The 18,445-nt window shown below is 73.1% G+C and carries 16 protein-coding genes; 7 read left to right on the top strand and 9 right to left on the bottom strand.

The features are described 5' to 3' along the window. Positions 1 to 175: 175 nt before the first annotated feature. Complete coding sequence (locus ACIRQH_RS32900; RefSeq protein ID WP_388878516.1) at positions 176 to 907, top strand: 3-oxoacyl-ACP reductase family protein; 732 nt, start codon at positions 176 to 178, stop codon at positions 905 to 907. A 220-nt stretch (positions 908 to 1,127) separates the two neighbouring features. On the opposite strand, the gene alc is transcribed toward ACIRQH_RS32900, so the two are convergent. Continuing rightward, positions 1,128 to 2,258, bottom strand: coding sequence for an allantoicase (alc, locus tag ACIRQH_RS32895; protein WP_358820373.1), 1,131 nt, complete (start codon positions 2,256 to 2,258; stop codon positions 1,128 to 1,130). Between the two features lie 157 nt (positions 2,259 to 2,415). Further along, positions 2,416 to 3,756: an allantoinase AllB gene (gene allB / locus ACIRQH_RS32890; protein ID WP_358820374.1), complete on the bottom strand. Its 1,341-nt coding sequence runs from the start codon at positions 3,754 to 3,756 to the stop codon at positions 2,416 to 2,418. 325 nt (positions 3,757 to 4,081) lie between these two features. Between allB and ACIRQH_RS32885 the strand changes: the two genes are divergently transcribed. Beyond that, positions 4,082 to 4,888: an IclR family transcriptional regulator gene (locus ACIRQH_RS32885; RefSeq protein ID WP_358820375.1), complete on the top strand. Its 807-nt coding sequence runs from the start codon at positions 4,082 to 4,084 to the stop codon at positions 4,886 to 4,888. 42 nt (positions 4,889 to 4,930) lie between these two features. Here ACIRQH_RS32885 and ACIRQH_RS32880 read toward each other — a convergent pair whose 3' ends face one another. Further along, positions 4,931 to 5,617 (bottom strand): ABC transporter ATP-binding protein, encoded by a 687-nt coding sequence (locus ACIRQH_RS32880; RefSeq protein WP_388878461.1) that lies wholly within the window; start codon positions 5,615 to 5,617, stop codon positions 4,931 to 4,933. 41 nt (positions 5,618 to 5,658) lie between these two features. Continuing rightward, a complete protein-coding gene (locus ACIRQH_RS32875; RefSeq protein WP_388878464.1) occupies positions 5,659 to 6,696 on the bottom strand; it encodes an ABC transporter permease in 1,038 nt (345 codons plus the stop codon). 192 nt (positions 6,697 to 6,888) lie between these two features. Between ACIRQH_RS32875 and ACIRQH_RS32870 the strand changes: the two genes are divergently transcribed. Both ACIRQH_RS32870 and ACIRQH_RS32865 read left to right on the top strand, forming a co-directional pair. Further along, positions 6,889 to 8,154, top strand: a complete 1,266-nt coding sequence (locus ACIRQH_RS32870; protein WP_388878467.1) for a sensor histidine kinase — start codon at positions 6,889 to 6,891, stop codon at positions 8,152 to 8,154. After that, positions 8,151 to 8,783, top strand: coding sequence for a response regulator (locus ACIRQH_RS32865; RefSeq protein ID WP_404228367.1), 633 nt, complete (start codon positions 8,151 to 8,153; stop codon positions 8,781 to 8,783). Before ACIRQH_RS32870 ends, ACIRQH_RS32865 begins: the two co-directional genes overlap by 4 nt. A gap of 39 nt (positions 8,784 to 8,822) precedes the next feature. Here the strand turns inward: ACIRQH_RS32865 and ACIRQH_RS32860 are convergent, their stop codons facing one another. Continuing rightward, positions 8,823 to 9,146, bottom strand: a complete 324-nt coding sequence (locus tag ACIRQH_RS32860) for a DUF5955 family protein (RefSeq protein ID WP_358820380.1) — start codon at positions 9,144 to 9,146, stop codon at positions 8,823 to 8,825. A gap of 294 nt (positions 9,147 to 9,440) precedes the next feature. Here ACIRQH_RS32860 and ACIRQH_RS32855 point away from each other — a divergent pair, with 294 nt between their 5' ends. Both ACIRQH_RS32855 and aceB read left to right on the top strand, forming a co-directional pair. Further along, positions 9,441 to 10,040 carry an NTP transferase domain-containing protein gene (locus ACIRQH_RS32855; protein WP_388878470.1) on the top strand — a complete coding sequence of 200 codons (600 nt, stop codon included), beginning with the start codon at positions 9,441 to 9,443 and terminating at the stop codon, positions 10,038 to 10,040. A 241-nt stretch (positions 10,041 to 10,281) separates the two neighbouring features. After that, complete coding sequence (gene aceB / locus ACIRQH_RS32850) at positions 10,282 to 11,916, top strand: malate synthase A (RefSeq protein ID WP_388878473.1); 1,635 nt, start codon at positions 10,282 to 10,284, stop codon at positions 11,914 to 11,916. Positions 11,917 to 11,922: 6 nt separating this feature from the next. Here aceB and ACIRQH_RS32845 read toward each other — a convergent pair whose 3' ends face one another. The 4 genes from ACIRQH_RS32845 to ACIRQH_RS32830 all read right to left on the bottom strand — a co-directional run bounded on the left by ACIRQH_RS32845 (position 11,923) and on the right by ACIRQH_RS32830 (position 16,809). Then, positions 11,923 to 12,207 (bottom strand): SelT/SelW/SelH family protein, encoded by a 285-nt coding sequence (locus tag ACIRQH_RS32845; RefSeq protein ID WP_358820383.1) that lies wholly within the window; start codon positions 12,205 to 12,207, stop codon positions 11,923 to 11,925. Positions 12,208 to 12,215: 8 nt separating this feature from the next. Then, positions 12,216 to 13,130: a HipA family kinase gene (locus ACIRQH_RS32840; protein ID WP_404228363.1), complete on the bottom strand. Its 915-nt coding sequence runs from the start codon at positions 13,128 to 13,130 to the stop codon at positions 12,216 to 12,218. A 193-nt stretch (positions 13,131 to 13,323) separates the two neighbouring features. Further along, a complete protein-coding gene (locus ACIRQH_RS32835; RefSeq protein WP_404228360.1) occupies positions 13,324 to 15,075 on the bottom strand; it encodes a glycosyl hydrolase family 18 protein in 1,752 nt (583 codons plus the stop codon). A gap of 204 nt (positions 15,076 to 15,279) precedes the next feature. Further along, positions 15,280 to 16,809, bottom strand: coding sequence for an IucA/IucC family protein (locus ACIRQH_RS32830; protein ID WP_404228357.1), 1,530 nt, complete (start codon positions 16,807 to 16,809; stop codon positions 15,280 to 15,282). A gap of 92 nt (positions 16,810 to 16,901) precedes the next feature. Here ACIRQH_RS32830 and ACIRQH_RS32825 point away from each other — a divergent pair, with 92 nt between their 5' ends. Next, a complete protein-coding gene (locus ACIRQH_RS32825) occupies positions 16,902 to 18,425 on the top strand; it encodes an IucA/IucC family protein (protein WP_388878485.1) in 1,524 nt (507 codons plus the stop codon). Positions 18,426 to 18,445: the final 20 nt, after the last annotated feature.

Here is an 18,445-nt window from a genome sequence, read left to right as displayed (position 1 = left end):
CGGGCCCGGCGGCTCACCCGCCGCCGGGCCCGGCGCCGGGTGCGGTGAGCTCGGCGTCCGTTCGCCGCCAGCTTCGCCGGCTCGCGCCCGCTGGGATGGACCCATGACTACTCAGGACATCGCGAGCGGCACGAACAGCGGCAAGGGAACGAACGACACGGAGGGCGGAGAAGCGATGAAGGGCAAGGTGGCCCTCGTGACCGGGGGCAGCCGGGGCATCGGGGCGGCGACCGCGTTGCGCCTCGCCCGCGAGGGTGCGGACGTGGCCGTCACGTATGTGCGCGGCAAGGAGGCCGCGGCGGAGGTCGTACGGGCCGTCGAGGCGTTCGGCGTCCGGGGGCTCGCACTGTGCGCGGACTCCTCGGACGCGGTCGAGGCCGGTGGGGTGGTGGACCGCGTCGTCGAGGAGTTCGGGCGGCTCGACGTGCTCGTCAACAACGCGGGCACGGGTGTGCTGGGACCCCTTGGATCGCTGTCCCTGGCGGACGTCGACCACGTGCTCGCCGTCAATGTCCGGGGGGTCTTCCTGACCTCGCAGGCGGCCGCGCCGCACCTCGGGACGGGCGGGCGGATCATCACGATCGGCAGCTGCATGTCCCAGCGGGTCCCCGGCCCCGGCGGGACCCTCTACGCGACGAGCAAGTCCGCGCTGATCGGCCTGACCAAGGCGCTCGCCCGGGAACTGGGCGGGCGCGGGGTCACCGCCAACATCGTCCACCCCGGGCCGACCGACACCGACATGAACCCGGCGGACGGCCCGTTCGCGTCCGGTCAGGTCGCCCTGACAGCGGTGGGCCGCTTCGCCGCGGCCGACGAGGTGGCGTCGATGGTCGCGTACCTGGCCGGGAGCGAGGCCGCCTTCGTCACCGGGGCGGAGTTCGCCGTGGACGGCGGCCACGCGGCGTGACGCGGCCGGACGGAGGTCCCCTTACGAGGGTGGGCGTCCGCGCCTGAAGTGGACCGTCACGCGCGGCGCCCGGCGAACGCACCCCGAGGACGGGGACCGGACGGGTGCGCGAGCCGTCACGGCCTGTGGGCCGCACCGATTCCGGTGCGGCCCACAGGTGCGCGGTCACCGGCCGGGTGGGGCGGTGACGCGGTACGGCGGTCGGGTCGGGCGGGAAAGGTCAGCCGCCCAGTTCCTGGTGGCGGGCCGCCAGCCGGGAGGCGCCGTCCTCCGTCAGCGAGCCGAAGAGACGCAGGCGGGAGATGCCGCCGTCCGGGAAGATGTCCACGCGCGCGTGGGTGCCGACGACCGGTGCGTCGAGGGTGAAGCGGTGGTTGGTGTCGGGCTGGAGGCGGGTGCGGGGCAGGACCTCGGTCCACTCCCCCGCGTCGCCGTCGCGCACCGACACCGACGCCCATCCGGCGCTGTTGCCCTTCAGGTACGCCGTGTCGATCTCGATCGCGCGGATCTCGGACTGGGCGACGAGCTGGTAGCGGATCCAGTCGTTGCCGTCGTCACGGCGGCGGCGGGTCTCCCAGCCGTCGTCCATCTTGCGGGAGCGGCCCGGCTGGATGGTGTTCGTGGCCGGGGAGTAGAAGCGGTCGGAGGCGTCCTCGACCTGGCCGCCGTTCTCCAGGGCCACGACGTCGAAGGCGCCGAGGACGGACAGCCACCGCGGGTCGGGCACGACCTCGCCGTACACACGCAGCCGGGCGATGCCGCCGTCGGGGTGCTGGTTGACGCGCAGGTGGGTGAAGCGCTGTTCGGCCAGGACGGCGAACCCGTTGGCAGCGTGGCCGCCGACCGCCGTGCGCGGTACGAGAGTCGTCCACTTCACGTCGTCCGCGAGCAGTTCCTCGGGGGACGGCGAACCCGGCAGCGAGGTGCCCTCGACGGACACCGCCTGCGGGTAGTTGCCGCGGAAGTGCGCCGTGTCGACCACGATGCCGCGGATCACGCCGGGGGCACCGAGGCGGACCAGGGCCCAGTCATGGTCGTCGGCGGTCGGCCACGGGTGCCCGGCGGAGACGCCGCGGCGCCGCCGGGTCTCCCAGCCGTCCATGATCTTGCCCTTGTGCCCGAAGTGCTCGGGGTCGAACTCGGCGGCGCCGGGCACGAGGAGGTTCTCGCGCTGGGCGAAGAACTCGTCGTTCGCCGCCACGACCCCGGCGCCGAGCTGCCGGTCGGCGAGGTTGGCGTACTGGGTGAAGGGGAAGTCGGCGGTGCGGTAGTCGGCGTACGGGTCGCCGCCTCCGTAGGGGTTCGCGTCTCCGGTGAAGGTGGCCAAAACGGGCGGGTTCTGCGCCGTCACGATGATCGATCTGCCTTTCGGGGGTCGGCCGTTGCGGGTGCGGGTGCCGGAGTGCGGTGCGGCGGTCGGTGGTGCGGTTCGCGGGAAGAAAGGGGAATGGGGGGTGGAGTCGGCCCGTCACCCGAGGGGGGAGGGAGGGCCCCTGGCGTGGGTGGGGCTACGGGTTCCGGGTGAGGAGCTGTCCGGTGGGTTCGGTGAACTCGCCTGCGGCGACGATGCGTTCGCCGCGCAGCCAGGTCGACTTGACGACACCGCTGAGGGTCTTGCCGGCGTAGGCCGTGACCCGGTTGCGGTGCTGGAGCGCCGCCGGGTCGACGGTGAACGTCTCGTCGGGGGCGAGGACGGCGAAGTCGGCGTCCCGGCCCGGCGCGATGGCGCCCTTGCGGTCACCGAGGCCGACCAGTTCGGCCGTGCGGGAGGACATCCAGCGGACCACGTCCTCCAGTCCGTGGCCGCGCCTGCGGGCCTCGGTCCAGACGGCGGACAGGCTGAGCTGGAGGCCGGAGATGCCGCCCCACGCGGTGGCGAAGTCGTCCGTCTTGAGGTCGGCGGTCGACGGCGAGTGGTCGGTGACGACACAGTCGATGGTGCCGTCGGCCAGCGCCTGCCAGAGCAGGTCCTGGTTGGCGGCCTCGCGGATGGGCGGGCAGCACTTGAACTCGCTGGCGCCGTCAGGGACTTCCTCGGCGGTCAGGGTGAGGTAGTGCGGGCAGGTCTCCACGGTGAGGCGGACGCCGTCGGCCTTCGCGGCGGCGATCAGCGGGAGGGCGTCGCTCGACGACAGGTGCAGCACGTGCACCCGCGCGTCGAGGCGCCGGGCCTGCCCGACGAGGCTCTCGATGGCGGTGTCCTCGGCGTCGCGGGGGCGCGAGGCGAGGAAGTCGGCGTACTTCTGGCCGCCCTTCTGCGGGGCGGCGGCCAGGTGGTGCGGGTCCTCGGCGTGGACGATCAGCAGGCCGCCGAAGCCCGCGATCTCGGCGAGGGAGCGGGTCAGCTGCTCCTGGTCGAGCTCGGGGAACTCCTCGACACCGGAGGGCGACAGGAACGCCTTGAAGCCGAAGACGCCCGCCTCGTGCAGCGGCCGCAGGTCCTTGACGTTGTCCGGGAGCGCGCCGCCCCAGAAGCCGACGTCGATGTGCGCCTTGGGGCGGGCGACATCCCGCTTCGTGCGGAGGTTGTCGACCGTCGTCGTCGGTGGGAGGGAGTTGAGCGGCATGTCGACGAGGGTGGTGATGCCGCCGGCGGCCGCGGCGCGGGTCGCGGTCCAGAACCCCTCCCACTCGGTGCGGCCGGGGTCGTTCACATGGACATGCGTGTCGACCAGGCCGGGCAGCAGGACGTCGTCGCCGAAGTCCTCGAACCGGGCACCGGCCGGTACCTCGGCGTCGTGCGGAAGCACGGCCGTGATCTTCCCCGCGGTGACCGCGACCGAGGCGGCACGCGTCCCTTCGGGAGTGATGACGCGTGTCGAGCGCAGCACCAGTTCGACGTCGGACACCCGGACCCCTCTCTCTGCCGCCGTTGACGCCCGTGACGCGGGTTTACTTCCACGTAACGAAATTCAACGTTCTGTTGAAGGAGTCTTCACTCCGACCTCCGCGCCGTCAAGAGTCCCCTTCACTCTGCACCCGTCATCCGCATTCTCTGGATGTTTCCACAAAGCGGAAGTAGACTTCCGGCAAGCAGAACGTAGTGACGTACAACCAGGTGGTCGACCGACCGCCGGGTAGGCTGCGTCTCTGCCCGTCCGTCACCGGCCACCGCCCTGATCGAGAGCCTTCGGGTCATGCCTCTCGATTCTGCGCCCTGAAAGGACCGCCGCCGTGTCGCCGTCCAGCGCCAGCACCACCGACGCCGCCAAATCGCCCGCTCCCAGTGGTGGCGTCCAGTCCCTGGAGCGTGCCTTCGATCTGCTGGAGCGCATGGCGGACGCCGGGGGCGAGGTCGGCCTGAGCGAGCTCTCCGCGAGCAGCGGGCTCCCGCTGCCCACCATCCACCGCCTGATGCGCACCCTGGTGGCCTGCGGTTACGTGCGCCAGCAGACCAACCGCCGGTACGCGCTCGGCCCCCGCCTGATCCGGCTCGGCGAGTCCGCCTCCCGGCTGCTCGGCACCTGGGCCCGCCCCTATCTGGCGCGCCTCGTCGAGGAGACCGGCGAGACGGCGAACATGGCACTGCTCGACGGCGACGAGATCGTCTACGTCGCCCAGGTGCCCTCCAAGCACTCGATGCGCATGTTCACCGAGGTGGGCCGCCGGGTGCTGCCGCACTCCACGGGCGTGGGCAAGGCACTGCTGGCCCACGCCTCGGCCGACGAGGTGCGCGCGCTCCTCGCCCGTACGGGCATGCCCGCGGCGACGGAGAAGACGATCACCACGCCGGACGGCTTCCTCGCGGCGCTGGAGGACGTGCGCCGCACCGGGTACGCGGTGGACGACAACGAGCAGGAGATCGGCGTCCGCTGCCTGGCCGTCCCGGTGCCCGACTCCCCCACCGCCGCGGCGATCTCCATCTCCGGTCCCGCGGGCCGGGTCACCGAGGCCGCCACCGACAAGATCGTGCCGGTGCTCCAGCAGGTCGCGGCCGAGCTGTCGCAGGCGCTGGCCAGTTCGGGAACCGGCGCCGCCTGACCGCTCGACCGGGGGCTCCGGCCTCCGCGGCTGTCGCCCGGCTCAGCCGTTCCCGGCCGTCACGGCGAGCGGGCCCAGGCGCCCGTCCCTCATCTCCCGCACCGCGTCCGCCTCTTCGAGACGGGCGCGGTCGTGCGTCACGAGGACGGTGGCCGTGCCGCGTTCGCGGGTGAGCCGCAGCAGCAGGCCGAGGACGGCGGCGCCGCGCTCGTGGTCGAGGGCGCTGGTCGGTTCGTCCACCAGGAGCACGGACGGCTCGTTGACCAGGGCACGGGCGATGTTCACCCGCTGCCGCTGACCGCCCGAGAGCTGGTGGGGCCGGCGGTGGGCCAGGTCGCCGAGCCCGACCGACCCGAGCAACTCCCGTGCACGGGACGTCACTTGACGCCTTCCGTCGAGGTGGCCCATGACCTGGAGCTGTTCCAGGGCGGTCAGCGAGGGCAGCAGGTTCGGCTGCTGGAACACGATCCCGATCTCTCGGCGCCGCAGGACGGCCCGTTCCGCGGCGCTCAGCGTCGCCGTGTCCGTACCGCCGACGAGGACGCGGCCGTGGTCGGGGGTGACCAGGGTCGCCGCGACCGCGAGGAGGCTGGACTTGCCGGATCCCGAGGGGCCGACGACGGCTGTGGTGGTTCCGGGCGGCACGACGAGGCCGACCTCGTCCAAGGCGGTCAGGCGCCCGTCGCCGTCCGGATAGGTGAGGGTGACGGTGTCGAGGGTCAGGCTCATGTGGGCACTTCCTGGTGGTCGGTCCGGTGGTTCCGGCGCCTTCAGCGGGCGCTTCCCAGTGCGGTCAGCGGGTCGACGGCGGTGATCCGGCGGACGGAGAGACCCGCGCCGAGCGTGCCGAGGGCGACCAGCACGGCGGCGGGTACGAGCACGGTCGGACCGTCCAGGACGAAGGGCACGTCACCGCCGCGCACGAGGGCTCCGGCCCCGACGGCGAGTCCCGTGCCGAGCAGGGTTCCGCCGGTGAGCATCAGCGCCGCCTGGCCGAGCGCGTCGCGCAGCAGGTACGGCGTCGAGGCTCCCAGCGCCTTCAGGACGGCGATGTCGGGCGACCGCTGGATCGTCCAGACCGTGAAGAACGCCCCGATGACCAGCGCCGAGATGACGAAGAGGAAGCCGCGCATGAGTTGGAGGGAGCCGTTCTCGGCCCGGTAGGAGCCGATGGCGGTGAGGGCGTCGTCCCGGCTGAGGGTCTTCGTGCCCGCGGCCCGGTCACCGGCCGTCAGGTCCGCGCCGTCGGTCCGCAGGGCGATCACGGTCGCCGGCCCGGAGGCCTCGGTCCACACCACCGGGGTGTGGCTGTACGCGGCGCGCCCGGACACGGCGGCGACGGTCCGCTCGGTTCCGCCGAGCCGCACCCGGTCCCCGGGGCCGGCATCCAGCTCGGCGGCCGCCTTCTCGGACAGGACGACGTGGCCGGGGCCGACCCCGTCCGGCGCGATCCCGGAACTTGGCCGCACGGCGAACGACGACACCGCGGCCCTACGGTGCCCGGCGGACGCGTTCAGTGTGCGGACGCCGATCGGCTCGGCCGAGGCGATCCCCGGCCGGTCGGCCCAGCTCCGTACGGCGCGCGACGAGACCTCGGCGCCGGTGAAGGACACCGACTGCCCGGCGGGCGGAGCGGCGAAGGCGAGGTGGTCGGCGGGCAGCCCGGTGACGGCCGAGGTGTTCTCCTCGGCGAGCCCGGCGGTCAGTCCGGACAGCAGCCCGACGAGCAGGGTGATCAGCACGACCACGCCTCCCATGAGGGTGAACCGCCCCTTGGCGAACCGGAGGTCTCTCCATGCGACGAACATGCCTCCCACCCTGTCGCCGGGACCCCGTCCGGGGCATCGCGCCCGGGCATGGTTCCGCCGCGTCGAAAGGCGGAGCGCAACCGTGCCGGAAGGCGGACCGGCCGGGGCCGGCGGAGGCGGCGAAGGAGGGCGCCGGCTTTCAACCTTTCGGTTGACCGGGGTCCGCGGAGACCCGCCTACCCTGGAACGACCATGAATGTCCCCCGCCGCTCCCCCGTCGCGGCCACCCTGCGCCTGTGTCTGTACGCCCTGCTCGCGGGGCTGCTGGCACTGGCCGCCGTCCGTTCCGGGGACAGCGCCCATCCGCGGGGTGTCGTCCTGTCGGTGCTCGCGACCGGCGCGGTCTTCGCGGCGGGCGCGTTCAGCACGACCGTACGGCGCTCGCGGCGTGCCGCCGCGCTCTGGCTGGCCGCGCTGAGCGCGAGCTGGCTGGTCCTCGTCGCGCTGTCACCGGACGCGCTGTGGGTGGCGTTCCCCCTCTACTTCCTCCAGTTGCACCTGCTGCCCGCGCGCTGGAGCGTGCCGGCCGTGACGCTGACCGCCGGGGCGGCCATCGCGAGCTTCGTGGCGCACGGCGCGCCCCTCACTCCCGGGGCGTTCATCGGGCCGCTCCTCGGGGCCGCGGTCGCGGCGGCCACGGTGCTCGGCTACGAGGCGCTGTACCAGGAGAGCGAGCGGCGCCGCGCACTCATCGAGGAACTCGTCGCCACCCGCGCGGAACTGGCCGAGGCCGAGCGCACCGCGGGCACGCTCGCCGAGCGCGAACGGCTCGCCCACGAGATCCACGACACGCTCGCCCAGGGTCTGTCCAGCATCCAGCTCCTGCTGCGGGCCGCGCAGCGCCTGCTGCCCGCGGACTCCCCGGCGGCCCCGCACCTGGAACAGGCCCGCTCGACCGCGCAGGACAACCTCGCCGAGGCCCGCCGGTTCGTCCGCGCCCTCACGCCTCCCGGTCTGGACGGCGGCTCGCTCGGCGCGGCGCTGGAGCGGCTGTGCCGTGCGGCCGCCGTGGACGCTCCCGCGGTTCGCTTCTCGGTGAGCGGGCCACCCGCCGCGCTCCCGACCCCGTACGAGGTCGCCCTGCTCCGGATCGCGCAGTCGGCGCTCGGCAACACGCTGCGGCACGGGCGGGCGGACCGTGCGGAGATCACGCTCAGCTTCATGGACACCGCCGTCGCTCTGGACGTGGTCGACGACGGCGTCGGCTTCGCCCCCGGTGCGGTCGGACCCTACCCGCGCGGGACGGACGGGGACCGGGCGGACGGGGGCTTCGGCCTGCCCGCGATGCGTTCGCGCGCGGAGTCGCTGGGCGGCACGTTCACCGTCGAGTCGGCGCCCGGGCAGGGTACGGCGGTGGCTGTCACCCTGCCGCTGCCCACCGCGGCGGAGCCCGCGGGGATGACGTCCACAGGCCACGGCCGCCTTCCCGGGCCGCACACCGTCGGGAGCACCGCATGAGCGTCCGGCTGCTGCTCGCCGACGATCATCCGGTCGTCCGCGCCGGGCTGCGCGCCGTGCTCTCCGCGGAGCCGGACTTCGAGATCGTCGCGGAGGCGCCGACGGCGGAGGCGGCGGTGGAACGCGCCGGAGCGGGTGGGGTGGACGTCGTCCTGATGGACCTGCAGTTCGGGGCCGGCCTGCACGGCGCCGAGGCCACCGCGGCGATCACGGCGCGCCCCGGTGCCCCGCGGGTCCTGGTCCTCACGACGTACGACTCGGACGCGGACATCCTCGCCGCCGTCGAGGCGGGCGCCTGCGGCTACCTCCTCAAGGACGCCCCGCCCGAGGAGCTCTCGGCGGCCGTGCGCACGGCCGCCTCGGGTCACTCGGCGCTCGCCCCGACCGTCGCCGACCGCCTCATGGACCGGATGCGCACGCCGGCCGCCGCGCTGAGCCGCCGCGAGCTGGAGGTCCTCGAACTGGTCAAGAACGGCCTCTCGAACCAGCAGATCAGCAAGAAGCTGTTCCTGAGCCAGGCCACCGTGAAGTCCCATCTGGTGCACATCTACGCCAAGTTGGGCGTGGACTCCCGCACGTCGGCGGTGGCGGCGGCCACCGAGCGCGGGGTTATCCGCAGACGGGGCTGAAACGCCGGTCGGGGGCCGTGCGGTGGCCCCGTCGTCGCGTCAGCGGCGGTTCTCGCGCGGGGGCTCCCCGAAGAGGTCGACCGCGTTGCGGACGTCCGCGAGACGGGTCGCGAGGGCGCTGACCGAGCCGATCGAACCGGCGATCAATAAGAGCGAGCGGCGCAGCCGGGGTGTCTCGGGAAGGCCGCCGGCGGCCATCGCGGCGAGCGCCGCCAGCTCCTCCTCGGCGATGCCTCGGTCCGGGAACTCGGCCGGATGCGCGGCGAGTTCACGGCGCAGCCGGGAGACGGCGGTGCGTAGTTCCGCCACCCTCGGGTCCTCGTCGCTGCCCGTCACTGGTCTCTGCCCCAAGCTCCGCAACACAGCTCTCCCCCTCGCACGCCGTTGTGCGTCGGTCCTTCTCGCGTCGGCCCCCGCGCCCCGTGGCGGTGGTCGGGCGCCTGGGTCCTGTCGTCACACCCTCGTCTGCCCGTCGACGCCATGCACGCACTCCGGGCGAACGACGGGGATGCGACGACAGGACCCAGGGACGCGGGCCAGTAAACGCCACCCGGTGCGCCGGGCGCCACTGCCCGGACCGAAATTCAGCCCGGGGACATCGCGGGCGACGGCCCGGGTTCCGAGGCGCGCCGGGGGCCGGTCCGGTATGCAGGAGACATGACGGAGAACAAGAACCAGGTGGTCGGGCTGTTGCTGGCCGCCGGTGGCGGGCGGCGCCTCGGGGGTCGCCCCAAGGCACTCCTGCCCCACCGGGGACGCCCCCTCATCGAACACGCGGTCGAGGTGTTGCGGGCGGGTGGCTGCGGGAGCGTCCATGTCGTGCTGGGCGCGCGGGCGAAGGAGGTTCGGGAACGGGCCGAGCTGTCCGGATGCGTGCTCGTGGACAACCCCGACTGGGAGGAGGGCATGGGCTCCTCGCTGCGGGTGGGACTCGGCTCACTGACGGACTCCGGAGCCCGCGCCGCGCTGGTGTCGCTGGTCGACCAGCCGGGGATCGGCCCGCAGGCGGTGGCCCGCGTGCTCGGGGCCTACAACTCGCCGCGGACGCTCGCCGCAGCGGCGTACGACGGGGAGCGCGGCCATCCGGTGCTCTTCGGCGCCGGCCACTGGGCGGGGATCTCGGCGAGCGCCACCGGCGACCGGGGTGCGCGCGCCTACCTGAAGGCCCACCAGGACGCGATCACACTCGTGGAGTGCGGCGATGTCGCGCAGGCCTTCGACATCGACACGGAGGCCGACCTGGTCCACCTTGAGTGAACGGGATGGCACTGAGCGCCACCTTCTGTCGACTCAGAGAATCTCGACATCAACAAACCATTGAACTTCCACCATGAGGAAACTAGTATCCACTGATCAGAAGCGCCCCGCCGTGTCGAGGGCGCCCGGCGCCGTTCCCCCGCGCCCTGGCACCGGGTGCCACGGCGCGTCGACGCCGCCGTGATCCACCCGCACAGCCCGTAGCAGCCCGCACGTAGTTCGCTGAAGGAAGTGACAGCTCATGTCCGCACCAGCGCCGTCCCCGCTGGCCATCGTCGACGCCGAGCCCCTGCCCCGGCAGGAAGAGGTCCTCACCGACGCGGCCCTCGCCTTCGTGGCCGAGCTGCACCGGCTGTTCACGCCCCGGCGTGACGAGCTCCTCGCCCGCCGCGCCGAGCGCCGCGCCGAGATCGCCCGCACCTCCACACTCGACTTCCTCCCGGAGACCGCCGCCATCCGCGCGGACGACTCCTGGAAGGTCGCCCCCGCTCCGGCCGCACTGAACGACCGCCGTGTCGAGATCACCGGCCCCACCGACCGCAAGATGACCATCAACGCCCTCAACTCCGGTGCCCGCGTGTGGCTCGCGGACTTCGAGGACGCCTCGGCTCCCACCTGGGAGAACGTGATCCTCGGTCAGGTCAACCTGATCGACGCGTACACCCGGAACATCGACTTCACCGACCCGAGGTCGGGCAAGTCGTACGCCCTCAAGGCGAACGAGGAGCTCGCGACGGTCGTGATGCGTCCGCGCGGCTGGCACCTGAACGAACGTCACCTCGTCGCCGCCGACGGCACGCCCGTGCCCGGCGCGCTGGTCGACTTCGGTCTGTACTTCTTCCACAACGCGCAGCGGCTCATCGACCTCGGCAAGGGCCCGTACTTCTACCTGCCGAAGACGGAGTCGCATCTCGAAGCCCGCCTGTGGAACGACGTGTTCGTCTTCGCCCAGGACTACGTCGGCGTCCCGCAGGGAACTGTCCGCGCGACCGTCCTGATCGAGACGATCACGGCCGCCTACGAGATGGACGAGATCCTCTACGAACTCCGCGACCACGCGGCCGGGTTGAACGCGGGCCGCTGGGACTACCTGTTCTCCATCGTCAAGAACTTCCGCGACGGCGGCGCCAAGTTCGTCCTGCCGGACCGCAACGCGGTCACGATGACCGCGCCGTTCATGCGCGCCTACACCGAACTCCTCGTCCGCACCTGCCACAGGCGCGGCGCGCACGCGATCGGCGGCATGGCCGCGTTCATCCCCTCGCGCCGTGACGAGGAGGTCAACAAGGTCGCCTTCGAGAAGGTCAAGGCCGACAAGGACCGTGAGGCCGGCGACGGTTTCGACGGCTCGTGGGTGGCCCACCCGGACCTCGTCCCGATCGCGATGGCCTCCTTCGACGCGGTGCTCGGCGACCGGCCGAACCAGAAGGAGCGGCTGCGCGAGGACGTGTCGGTGGCGGCCGGCGACCTGATCGCCGTCGACTCGCTCGACGCCAGCCCGACGTACGACGGCCTCGTCAACGCCGTCCAGGTCGGCATCCGTTACATCGAGGCCTGGCTGCGCGGGCTCGGCGCGGTCGCGATCTTCAACCTCATGGAGGACGCCGCCACCGCCGAGATCTCGCGCTCGCAGATCTGGCAGTGGATCAACGCCGGTGTCGTCTTCGAGCACGACGGCCGGACCGTGGCGGCCACCCCGGAGCTGGCCCGCGAGATCGCCGCGCAGGAGCTAGCGGACATCCGCGCCGAGATCGGCGAGGAGGCCTTCGCGGCGGGCTCCTGGCAGCAGGCGCACGACCTGCTCCTGAAGGTCGCGCTGGACGAGGACTACGCGGACTTCCTCACGCTGCCGGCCTACGAGCAGCTGGCCGGCTGAGTCCGCTCACTCCGTCGTACGGTCCGAGTGGCCCAGGGATCTCTCCGGGGCCACTCGGTCGCGTACGAGGCGCTTGACCGCCGTGGGTTCGGGGAAGCCCTGCTCGCGGCGGTCCCACACCACCTCGTCGTTGACCCGGACGACGAAGACGCCGCCGGTGCCCGGCTTCAGGGACAGCTCGTCCAGCTCCGTCTCGAAGGTGGTGAGCAGTTCCTGGGCCAGCCAGGCCGCACGGGGAAGCCAGCGGCACTGCGTGCAGTACTCGATCTGCACGCGCTGGGTGTCGTTCATCCGGTCCGTCATCCGAGGTGTACCGACCAATCCTGTTCCGCCGCCGGTTTGCCATGCAGGTCAGGGACGCGTTTGAGCCAGTCCGGGCGGCCCTGCCGGGTCCGCTCCGCGCGGTCGGCGTCCTCGGCCGCGAGCTGTTCACGGCTCGGGAAGTCCGTGGGGAGCCACGCCGCGGAGGCCCGCACGCGCGCGAGGAGATAGCCGACGTACGCCTCGCGCAGGGCGTCGGGGCTCGCGAAGCCCGGCTCGTCGGCGAGCCAGGCGTCGGGCACCTGCGCCAGTACCGCGCGCAGCAGTTCCTCGGTGACCTCCGGCGCGAGTGCTGCGTCGGCGGCGCGGGTGTCCGGGCCGTAGCCGCCGAGCGCGTGGCTCCTGAAGTCGTACGCCTTGTCCGGCGCCGAGGCGTCCCAGCGGTGGTGGAAGACGAGGGCGGCGCCGTGGTCGATCAGCCACAGCCGGGGCGGCGCGACGCCGAGGGTGGGCCACACCATCAGGTTGGAGCTGTGCACGGTGCGGTCCACGTTGACGGTGAGGGCGTCCAGCCAGACCACCTTGCCCGCCTCCAGCGGGTCGACAGGGAACGCCCGGGCGACCTGGGGGGTGAAGTCCCGCGCGCCCGGCAGGTAGTCCATGCCGAGGTTGAGCCCGGCGCTGGCCCGCAACAGGTCCTGGACCTCCTGGTGGGGTTCGTGTCCGCCGACCGCCGGGTCGAAGTGGACGAGGACCAGCTCGGGGAAGCGCAGCCCGAGGGCGCGCGCCAGTTCGCCGACGACGATCTCGGCGACCAGCGCCTTGCGGCCCTGGGCGGCGCCGGTGAACTTCACGACGTAGGTCCCCAGGTCGTCGGCCTCGACGACTCCGGGCACGGAGCCGCCCGCCGTCAGCGGGGTCACGTATCGAACAGCAGTCACGTCGCGCAGCACACTCGCCACTGTAAAACAGCCGGCCCCCTCACCCTCGGGCCGCGGGGTGCGGCGAGCGGGGCGGCGACCTCTTCGGCACCGGACGAGGCCTGATCCGGCGGGGACGGCCCTCGTGACCGGGCCGTCCCCGCCGGCGGTACGCGGAACCGGCGGAGCCCTGCGCGCGCAGGCCCCTCACAGGCCCCTCGGGGGCTCAGCTCACGCTGAGGTCGTCCCCGTGCACCGCGCCCTGGCCGTACCAGCCGTGCAGGTACACGGTCACGGTTCCGGAGGTGCCGGTCGTGAACGGCACCGAGACCTTCGTCCAGGCACCGGACGAGGCCCAGCCGCTGGCCGTCGCGCCTCCGCTCACGCCCAGGTAGGCGTAGGAGCCCTGCACCCACCCGCTGAGGGTGTATTTCGTCTTCGGCAGCAGCGTCAGCGTCTGTCCGCACTGGCCGGTCGCCGAGGAGGTGGGCACCGACTCCAGCGCGTGGGTGCCGGTGTGCGCCGTCGTGCCGGTGATCCCGCTGCCCGCGGCACAGGTCCACGGGGCGAGCGAGCCGGTCTCCAGGCCGCCGTTGACGACGGCGCCGCCGTCACCGCCGCCCGCGCCGGTGACGGTCAGGGTGAGCGTCGCCGTGTGCGACGTGGAGCCCGCCGTACCGCTGACCGTCAGGGGGTAGGTCCCCGGCGCCGTGGCCGACGTGGTGGTCACCGAGAGCCGGGAGGCGGCCCCGGCCGTGACCGAGGCCGGGCTGAGCGTGGCGGTCACTCCAGTGGGGGCACCTGTCACCTTCAGGGCCACCTGCTGCGCCGAGCCGGAGACCACCGAGGTGGAGACGGTGGCCGAGGTGCTGCCGCCGGGCGCCACCGAGGCCGCGCCGGGGGCGACGGCCACCCCGAAGTCGTCGGAGACCGGCGTGCCGGAACCGTTGAAGTCGGCGAAGGCGTGGCTGAAGGCCCAGGTGTCCTGAGCGATGCCGGAGCACGTGTCACTGCCGCCGGTGCCGGGGCAGCCGCCGTTGTCCCGCTGGAGGGCCCAGAACGAGAGGGTGTTGATCCCCTGGGTCTTCGCCCAGGAGTCCACCGCCGCGGCGTCGGCGGTGGTGAACGTCTCCGCGGCGCCGAAGTCGTCGATGCCCGGCATCTCGATGACGCCGATCGACGCCCAGATCTGCGCGGGCGTCAGGTCCGGCTGCAGGGTGGCCAGTTGGCCCGCCAGCCCGGCCGTCGCGGTCTTCGTGTCGTCCGCCATGTGGTGCGTGGCGCCGTCGTAGTAGTCGAACGTCATGAGGTTGACGACGTCGATGCGGGCGCCTGCGGTCTTCGCGCTCTTCAGCACCTTCAGACCGCTGGCGGCCAGGCCGTCGGTGGTGGTCGGGAGGGTGTACGAGAACTGGACGGCGCGCCCGTTGGCGGCGGCCCAGTCCTGCACCTTCTTGATCGCCTGGTTGCGGCGGTCGATGCCGGCCGTGTTCGTCAGGGAGTTGTCCTCGACGTCCAGGTCGATGCGCGGCACGTTGTAGGTGCTGATGACCTTCTCGAACGCCGCGGCGATCGCGTCCACGTCGGTGCAACTGTCGGCGAGTTCGGTGCCGCCGTTGTCCGCGGCGTAGCCGCCGAAGGACGGGATGGCGTTGCCGCCGCGGGCCTGCAGGTCGGTGATGTCGCTGCCGAACGCAGCCTGGCCGACCGGCAGGGAGGTGTCGCCGTCCCAGTAGGGGGTGCACGAACCCTTCTTCTCGGTCTGCAGGAACGCCAGGGTCAGGTAGCGGTTGCCGGACGCCGCCGCCAGGTCTGAGGCGTCGTCCGGCTGATAGGTCTCGAAGTAGGGCGCGACCACGTGCGCGGGCAGAGGGGTGGCGTCGGCGTGGGCCGGTGCGGCGGTGGCGAGCAGGGCGCCGGCCCCGGCGAGCACCGCTGTCAGCGCGGCGAGGGGGCGGGTGGTGACGGCTGGTCTCACGGAGACTCCCGGCAATGGGGGGGTGGACGGTGCGGGGACCGCCCTGCGCGCCGGGGCGGACTGCAAGCGGCCCCATGATTGGTCTGGACCAACCGGGTGGTCAAGATGTCGCGCCCGCTCCCCGCTTCGGCCGCGGTGCTCACCTGCGGCTGAAGGGAATGCCGTTGCCCGTTCAGCGGAAAAGCTTTACCTCTCCGGCCGGCATCAGAGGGCGGCCAGCGGGTTCGGCAGCGGCACATAGCGGGCGTCCGCGCCGTCCGCGCCCGTCCAGCGCAGCAGCAGGTTGGTCTTGCCGGGCAGGGTGGGCGAGGTGAGCAGGGCGGCGATCTCGGGGAGGTCCCCCTCCCCGTCGTGGCGCAGGAGTTCGGCCCGTACGGCGGGCCAGGGGTCGGCGCCGGGGAACCGCTCGGCGAGCAGCGCGGCCAGCTCGGCGAGGTGGTTGACGACCAGGCAGTACACGAGCCGTTCCCAGCCGGCCTCGCGGGTCACGCCGGGCAGGAGTTTCACGCCTTCCGCGTCCCGGAACAGGGCCTGTACGGGCCGTCCCGCCGCGTCGACGGCCACCACCGTGTTCTGCAGGTGCGCCTCGACGACGACACCGTGCCGGGCGAACGCCTCCAGGACCGGGGGCACCACCTGACGGAGGTACGCGGCCCACCAGTCCGCGGGGTCGGCGAGCCGGTCGAGCGGGCTGCCGTCGAAGCCCTCCACGAGGGCGGCCGCGAGCAGCGGGGTGGCTCCGGGGACGAGGTGGCCGGCCAGTCCGTCGCGGACCAAGACGGCGAGTTCCTCGAAGGCGAAGTCGGCGGTGCGATAGCCGCGGTCGCTCAGCCAGGCGGCGGGCCCGCGCCGGGCGGCGAAGGCGGCGGCGGTAGCCGCGTCCGTGGCGCGCAGCTCCAGCAGGTCGTGCCGCCACAGCCGGCGGATGTCGTTGGTGATCCGCACATCGAGGCTGAACTTGACGAACACGTCGTCCTCGGGGGCGTAGAGCGTGCGGATGGCCGCGGTGGGCCACAGGGGGCGGCGGGTGCGTCCGAGCCGCAGGAGCCGGCCGTCGGCGAACGCCGCGCGGATCTCCGGGGAGGACCGCGTGAGCGCGAGCTGCCAGGGGTGGGCGGGCAGCAGCCGGTAGCCGGGCGGGGCCTCGCCGAACACGTCGAGGGCGGTCGTGTCGCCGTCCTCGGCGACGGCGTCCTCGCGCACCGCGAGGAGGTCCACGGGGAAGGAGGCGTACGCCTCGGGGGCGTAGGGCAGCCAGTCGGCGACGAGGCCGCCACCGCGGACCTTGGGCGCCGGATGGTGCGGATGGCCGAGGATCAGGGACTGCTCGGAGCGGCGGTACGGGTCCTCGGGCGGTGTCGTCCGCGCGCGGGCGCGCAGCAGCGCGGCGACGACGTCCCGGCTGCCGGTCATCTCGGCGGCCAGCTCGGAGTTGGCGACGCCGGTGGCCCGCAACAGCGCGTCGGCCGTGAGCCGGACCAGCTCCGCGTGACCGAGCGGGCGCCAGGCCCCGTCGGCGTACACCTCGGGTTCGACGGGGCGTCGGGTGCCCCGTACCCGCAGCAGCGTGCCGTCGGCGGGCAGGCGGTGAACGCCCGGTTCCGGTGTGGGCTCCGCGACTTCGCGAAGGAGACAATTGAGCAACGGCGCGGCGGCGTACGCGTCGGCGGCCTCGTCCGTGTCGCCCCAGGTGAGCGCGGGGAACACGGTCGGCTTGAAGTCCACGCGATCCATCCGGTCCGTTCGATCCATACGGTGCACTGGTGACCAGTATGTCTGCCCCGGCGGACGACCGCGACGCAGTCCCGTACCCGAGGAGCCCGCCCGTGCCCCGTCCCTCCACGCCCGACACCGAGGCCGCTTTCGCCGAGGAACTGAGCGGTGTGCGCCCCGAACTGTCGCTGCCGTACGCCGCCGCGCTGCCCGGCGCCCGGGCGGCCGTGCTGACGCGGCTGTGGCGCGCGCTGGCGTACGAGCCGCTGCCGTGGATCGCCGGCCGGTACGGCGACGCCGGTGACCGTGCCGGTGGCGGCCTGACGGTGCTTCTGCGGGACGGCCGCCGGTTGCACGGGCCGCGCCCCGACCCGTACGCGACCGACGGGTACGTCGGCGAAGTGCTGCTCGACGGGACGCGGTACGAGCGGCCGGAGCGGCTCGTGGACGCCCTCGATGTCCCGCACGGGGCTTCCTTCTCGGCCGAACTCGGCAACAGCGTCGCCTCCTTGGCGCTGTCGCGGGCCGACCGGGTGAACGGTGTCCCCGGGGTGTCCGCGGCGAGCTGGGAGTGGGAGCAGCGGGTCGTGGACGGACATCCGTATCACCCCAACTGCCGCTCCCGGCCGGGGTTCTCGCTGGCCGAGCAGTTCGCCTACGGTCCGGAGCACCGGCCGTCGGTGCGGCTCGGTCTGGTGGCGGCGGACGACGCTCTCGTGACGGGCGAGTGGCCGAAGTGGCTGCGGGACGGGGAGCGGGTGCTGATCCCCGTGCATCCCTGGCAGACCGCGCACGTGCTCGACGCCGAGGTCCTGGAGGGCTTCTCCGCCCTTCCGTTGATGTCCCTGCGCACCCTCGCCGTGCCCGACGGGCCGCATGTGAAGACGGCGTTGAGCGCCCGGCTGACCTCGTCGGTGCGGGACATCTCGGTGTACTCGGTCCGGACGGCGGACGCGGTCTCGGCGTTCATGGAGGGACTGACGGCCCGGCTGGACGCGCCGCTGCACGTCACCCGCACGCTCGGCGCGGCCTCCGCGGGGGTCGCCGATCTCGCCGCGGTGGTGCGTGAGTCCCCCGACGAGTATGCCGGCGAGGGCGAAAGCTGCGTCCCGGTGGCCGCGCTGCCGTTGACCCGGCTGCCCGAAAAGCCCGCGTGGCTGGCCGAGTTCACCCGGCTCGTCCTCGGAGTGGGGCTGCGGCTGCTGGAGCTGGGCGTGGCCCTGGAGGCGCACGGCCAGAACCTGCTGGTGGTGCTGGACGGCGCGGGTGCCCCGGTGCGGCTCGTCTACCGCGATCTGGCGGACATCCGGGTCAGCCCGGCCCGGCTGGCCCGCCACGGCGTCTCCGCCCGCGGTCTGTCCGGCCGCATCGTCACCGACGACGAGACCGCGCTGCGCCGCAAGCTCTTCGGCTCGCTCGTGGGCGGCGCGCTCGGCGCGACAGCGGGCTCGACGGCCGCGCTCCGCGACGCGCTGGAGACGGTCGCACCCGATCTTCCGCGCACGGCGGACCTGCCCGCGCTCCTGAGTGAGCCACTTCCCACCAAGGCCCTCACCTTGATGCGGCTCTCCCCCGGCACCCCCGGTGACCAGTGGACACTGCTGCCTCAACCGCTCGGCGGGCCCCGTTCGTTGTGAGACGCGGCGCCTCTCGTTTT

Source organism: Streptomyces sp. NPDC102279 (assembly GCF_044766365.1).
Lineage (GTDB): Bacteria > Actinomycetota > Actinomycetes > Streptomycetales > Streptomycetaceae > Streptomyces.
This window is presented reverse-complemented; position numbering and strand designations above follow the sequence as displayed.